The organism is Parasphingorhabdus sp., from assembly GCF_041748495.1.
Classification (GTDB): domain Bacteria; phylum Pseudomonadota; class Alphaproteobacteria; order Sphingomonadales; family Sphingomonadaceae; genus Parasphingorhabdus.
In genome coordinates this window covers 1-4,337 of record NZ_JBGTDD010000076.1, presented here as the reverse complement: position 1 = coordinate 4,337, position 4,337 = coordinate 1, and the positions used below count along the sequence as shown (strand labels likewise).

The window sequence follows — 4,337 nt, the reverse complement described above, 5'->3', positions numbered from 1 at the left end:
AGCCGGCCGGCGGTCTGATCGAGCACCTTGATGATATCGACGCTGCACAGCTGGTTGGTCGAGGTCTCGTAGGAAAAGGCTTCCTCGAAGCCGAGGCCGCTGCATCTGTGGGGCAGATTGTTGCGGTAAACATCGCCATTGTTCATCCGGAAATCGATTGTCTGGTCATCGATCACGTCGGTGGAGCGGATGCTGGAGCGCATGATGCAGCTTTTCGGTTCGCCGATGGTCTTGACGGCATATTCGTCATTGACGGAAGACTGGCTGCCCATATCGGCGCCGGTGGCGACGCAACCGGTCGTGGCGAGAACAGCACTGATCATCAAGGGGGCCAGAATGCGCATGAATTTTCTCCGATAATGGCAGGACGATGGACGACGGTAGCTGCGTCTTGCTGACCGTAATCTGAATGGCCCGCAATCAGGGATAGTCCCTATCGCCGACCTGTTCAGCCGGGCGCCGGGGTCTTCTTTTTGTACCGGCACAGGTCGGCGACCGGGCAGCGCCAGCATTCGGGTTTGCGCGCCTTGCAGATATAGCGGCCGTGCAGGATCAGCCAGTGATGGGCGTGGACGCGGAACGGGGCAGGGGTTTGCTTCTCCAGCTTTTTCTCCACCGCCAGCACGGTTTTTCCGGGCGCCAGGCCGGTGCGGTTGCCCACGCGGAAAATATGCGTGTCGACCGCGAAGGTCTCGGCGCCAAAGGCACAGTTCATCACCACATTGGCGGTCTTGCGCCCGACCCCGGGAAGCCTGGTCAGTTCATCGCGATCCGCCGGGACGTCGCCGTCATATTCGGCGATCAGCATTTCCGACAGCGCGATCACATTTTTCGCCTTGTTGTTGTATAGCCCGATCGTCTTGATATGCTCCTTCAGCCCGTCCAGCCCGAGGTCGACCATCTGCTGCGGCGTCCTGACCTGTTCGAACAGCAGGCGCGTCGCCTTGTTGACGCCAATATCGGTCGACTGCGCCGACAGCGCCACCGCAACCACCAGCTGATAGCTGTTGCCATAGTTGAGTTCGGTTTCCGGCGAGGGATTATCGGCAGCAAGGCGCGCGTAGAATTCGAAGATATCGGCTTTTTTCATGGCGGTGGTCAGTCGTCCTGGACCCGGTCCATCAGATCCATGAAGTCCCGCGCCGAGTCCCGGTCCGCCTCGTCCTCGAACGCCTTGTCGAGATCGAGATGGGTACCGAGCATATAGAGCACTGTCCACAGCGCGAAGCGCCGCCCGCGGTCCTTTTCCAGACCGAAGTCCACCCGCATATGTTCGATCCCGGCGCTCATCGCCTCCGGCTTGATCGCGGCCAGATCGGTTGTGCCGAAATAGCGTTGCAACTGATCATCAAAATCCATCCGGTGGGCTTATGGTGAGTGCGCGCACTTGGCAAGGGGAACGAGCGGGCAGGACGGACGAGACGAATACCGCCCCCGTCATTCCTACCAGCAGGACTCGCCCTTCTGAAAACCATCGAAGCGCCCGGGCTCCCATCGCACCGGGAACCGATCGGAATGCTGCGCGTATCTGGTGCATGGGAAATCGAAAAAGGACACCCTCGGAGACCTTTGCCTGCGTGACCATTGCGGTTTCACTGGCCATGCTGTCCGGAATGGCAATGGGCCACGCCACCGAGCAATCGATGTACGCCCGGCTTTCTGCACATCCTCCGCCGGATCCGGTCGAACGTTTTGCGCTCGGGCGCAACGCCTATCAGCCGGCCCCTATTCATGCCAAAGAGAGGCAGGCGCGGCCTGTCGGATATGCCCCCGAATATGCTGACGCGAGCGATACAATCGGACGATATGAAAAGGGCGCGCGCATTTTGACAGCTGCCGAACCCGCGCGCAAGATCGAGCGGCTTCGGCTGGAAAGGCTGCAAGCCTGGAATGACGAGAATTTTGGTACGGGGGTCGAACTTGACGACGAGCCTGTTGATTATGCGGAACGCGACATGGACGATCACGCACCCATCGATATCGGCGCGGTCATCGATGCCCCCGAATCCGCGGCCCGGCCTGTCATCGTGCATATCGGGACGGACGGCAGCGGGATAAAAGGCGGTCGCGCGGAGTAAGACCCGTCATCCGGGCGCAGGTCGGGATTCAAGTCTGTTCATCAAGTACAGAGGACAGTTGGCCTAAGGAATCTTGGCTGGAATCGCTAGACCGTAGCCTAAAACCCTAAAACCCTATCCATATCGTACCGCCCAGCCGACTGCCCGACCAGCCACCCGGCCGCCTTCACCGCGCCCCGCGCAAAGATCATCCGGTTCTCGGCCCGGTGGGTCAGTTCGATCCGTTCCTCGTCGCTCGCCAGAATCACCATATGATCGCCGGCCATCGATCCGCCGCGCAGCGCTGCAAAGCCGATCGCGCCCCTGACCCGCGCGCCGGTGATGCCGTCTCGGCCGCTCTCGCTATTCGCCGCCAGATCGATGCCGCGTCCGCGCGCTGCCGCTTCGCCGAGTAATTTCGCGGTACCGCTGGGCGCGTCGACCTTGTGCCGGTGGTGCATTTCGACGATCTCGATATCCCAGTCATCGCCCAGCTTGCTCGCCGCCTGCTCGACCAGCGCCGCCAGCATGTTGACGCCCAGCGAGGTGTTGCCGGTCTGCAGGATCGGGATGCTGGTGGCCGCCGCATCGATGGCGGCGTGATGCTTCTGTTCGAGCCCGGTGGTGCCGATCACGATCGGCTTGCCCGCCGCGACGCAGGCATCGAGCGTCGCCTGCAACGCCTTTGGCGAGGAGAAATCGACCAGCACATCGCTGGCCGTAACCAGCGCCGTGATATCATCGCCCTGATCGGCGCCGCCGGCATGGCTCTGCCCCGCTTCCGCGATCGCTGCGACCAGCGCCTGGCCCATGCGGCCGTTGCTGCCGATAATTCCGATGGCTGTCATTCTGTTTAATCCCGTTCGTCCTGAGCCTGTCGAAATATGCCTCATGGCGAGAGGCGTGGTTCGACAGGCTCATCCCTAACGCTTTTTGGATAGGGTGCAAAGCTTCTCCGCCTGGGCATGGGATCACCCGCTCCCTGTGAGACAGGAGAAGTTGGATTGTGTCTCGACTTCGCTCGAAGCGAACGGTTATGGAGGGCGGATGAAAGACATCCAGAATATCGTCATCCTCACCGGCGCTGGCGTCAGCGCCGAAAGCGGCGTCGCCACCTTTCGCGGGCCGGACGGCCTGTGGGAGGGGCACCGGGTTGAGGATGTCGCCACCCCCGAAGCCTTCGCCCGCGACCCCGCGCTGGTGCAGAATTTCTATGACGAGCGCCGCGCCAAGCTCAAGACGGTAGAGCCCAATGCGGCGCATCAGGCGCTTGCCAGACTTGACGAACAATGGCCGGGCGATCTGCTGCTGGTGACACAGAATGTCGATGACCTGCACGACCGGGCGGGGTCCGAGCGGCTGCTGCACATGCACGGCGAGCTGAACAGCGCCTGGTGCCGCCTGTGCGACGGACGCTCACCGTTTGACGGCAGGATGGCGGCGGACCCCGCCTGTCCGCGCTGCGACCATCACGGCTATCTGCGCCCCGATATCGTCTGGTTCGGCGAAATGCCCTATCAGATGGAGCGGATCGAACGGGCGCTGGCGCAGTGCGACCTGTTTGTCTCGATCGGCACATCGGGCGCGGTCTATCCGGCGGCGGGCTTTGTCCAGACCGCCCGCTACCGCGGCGCGCGCACGCTCGAGATGAATCTTGATCCGTCCGAAGGCAGCTTTCACTTTCACGAAAGCCGGATGGGCAGGGCGGGGGGTCTGGTGCCCGCATGGGTGGAGGAAGTCTTGCGCGATATCTGAAACGGCGTCTGCGCAGCATGAAGGACGGGAGATCGCGAGCCCGTGCAAGAGCGAGGAAAGCCAGAGGAAGGAACCGAAATGAAGGGATCGGAATTGCACGGCAGCTGCCATTGCGGGAAGATGTGGATCATCGTCGATGCGCCGCCAGCCGAAGTGCTGCGCTGCAATTGTTCGCTGTGCCGCAAGACCGGCTGGCGCGGCGGCTATTGGCCCGCCGGCGCGGTCCGCATCGAAGCCGGGCCAGACGCGCTCAGTCCCTATGTCCAGGGCGACCGGACGATCACCCTCTGGCACTGCCGCAGCTGCGGCTCCCACACCCACTGGACGCCGCTGACCGCGCCGCCGGAGCGGATGGGGGTGAATATGCGGATGTTCGATGTGGCGGAATGGCATATGTGGACGGCCTCCTTCTTACAAGGGTTGAGAGGGATAATTTGATCGGATCGCTTGCGCTCATATGTCCGGCCTGTTGGTGCGTTTGTTTGTAAACGCTGGCCAAGTTGGTTTCCGCGGCGCGTGTTCCAA

The 4,337-nt window shown here is 62.1% G+C and carries 7 protein-coding genes; 3 read left to right on the top strand and 4 right to left on the bottom strand.

Going from position 1 to position 4,337, the window contains the following annotated elements:
• The 3 genes from ACEW8J_RS06165 to ACEW8J_RS06155 form a co-directional block, all read right to left on the bottom strand.
• On the bottom strand, window positions 1–344 hold a 344-nt coding region (locus tag ACEW8J_RS06165), incomplete at its 3' end, for a hypothetical protein (protein WP_373490767.1).
• A gap of 104 nt (window positions 345–448) precedes the next feature.
• Window positions 449–1,090 (bottom strand): endonuclease III, encoded by a 642-nt coding sequence (nth, locus tag ACEW8J_RS06160; RefSeq protein ID WP_373490766.1) that lies wholly within the window; start codon window positions 1,088–1,090, stop codon window positions 449–451.
• Between the two features lie 8 nt (window positions 1,091–1,098).
• The gene (locus ACEW8J_RS06155) at window positions 1,099–1,359 is read right to left on the bottom strand and encodes a hypothetical protein (protein WP_373490765.1); all 261 of its coding nucleotides are present in this window, start codon (window positions 1,357–1,359) and stop codon (window positions 1,099–1,101) included.
• Between the two features lie 218 nt (window positions 1,360–1,577).
• Here ACEW8J_RS06155 and ACEW8J_RS06150 point away from each other — a divergent pair, with 218 nt between their 5' ends.
• Window positions 1,578–2,078, top strand: coding sequence for a hypothetical protein (locus ACEW8J_RS06150; RefSeq protein ID WP_373490764.1), 501 nt, complete (start codon window positions 1,578–1,580; stop codon window positions 2,076–2,078).
• A 98-nt stretch (window positions 2,079–2,176) separates the two neighbouring features.
• Here the strand turns inward: ACEW8J_RS06150 and dapB are convergent, their stop codons facing one another.
• Entirely contained in the window at window positions 2,177–2,905 is a 729-nt protein-coding gene (gene dapB, locus ACEW8J_RS06145) for a 4-hydroxy-tetrahydrodipicolinate reductase (RefSeq protein WP_373490763.1), read from the bottom strand.
• A 199-nt stretch (window positions 2,906–3,104) separates the two neighbouring features.
• On the opposite strand from dapB, the gene ACEW8J_RS06140 reads away from it, so the two are divergent.
• Both ACEW8J_RS06140 and ACEW8J_RS06135 read left to right on the top strand, forming a co-directional pair.
• A complete protein-coding gene (locus tag ACEW8J_RS06140) occupies window positions 3,105–3,812 on the top strand; it encodes an NAD-dependent deacylase (RefSeq protein WP_373490762.1) in 708 nt (235 codons plus the stop codon).
• 78 nt (window positions 3,813–3,890) lie between these two features.
• Entirely contained in the window at window positions 3,891–4,250 is a 360-nt protein-coding gene (locus ACEW8J_RS06135) for a GFA family protein (RefSeq protein ID WP_373490761.1), read from the top strand.
• The last annotated feature ends 87 nt before the right edge of the window (window positions 4,251–4,337 follow it).

Coding starts and splice junctions, on each gene's coding strand:
- ACEW8J_RS06140 (WP_373490762.1), top strand. CDS start 3,105: ATGAAAGACATCCAGAATATCGTCATCCTCACCGGCGCTGGCGTCAGC.
- ACEW8J_RS06155 (WP_373490765.1), bottom strand. CDS start 1,359: ATGGATTTTGATGATCAGTTGCAACGCTATTTCGGCACAACCGATCTG.
- dapB (WP_373490763.1), bottom strand. CDS start 2,905: ATGACAGCCATCGGAATTATCGGCAGCAACGGCCGCATGGGCCAGGCG.
- nth (WP_373490766.1), bottom strand. CDS start 1,090: ATGAAAAAAGCCGATATCTTCGAATTCTACGCGCGCCTTGCTGCCGAT.
- ACEW8J_RS06135 (WP_373490761.1), top strand. CDS start 3,891: ATGAAGGGATCGGAATTGCACGGCAGCTGCCATTGCGGGAAGATGTGG.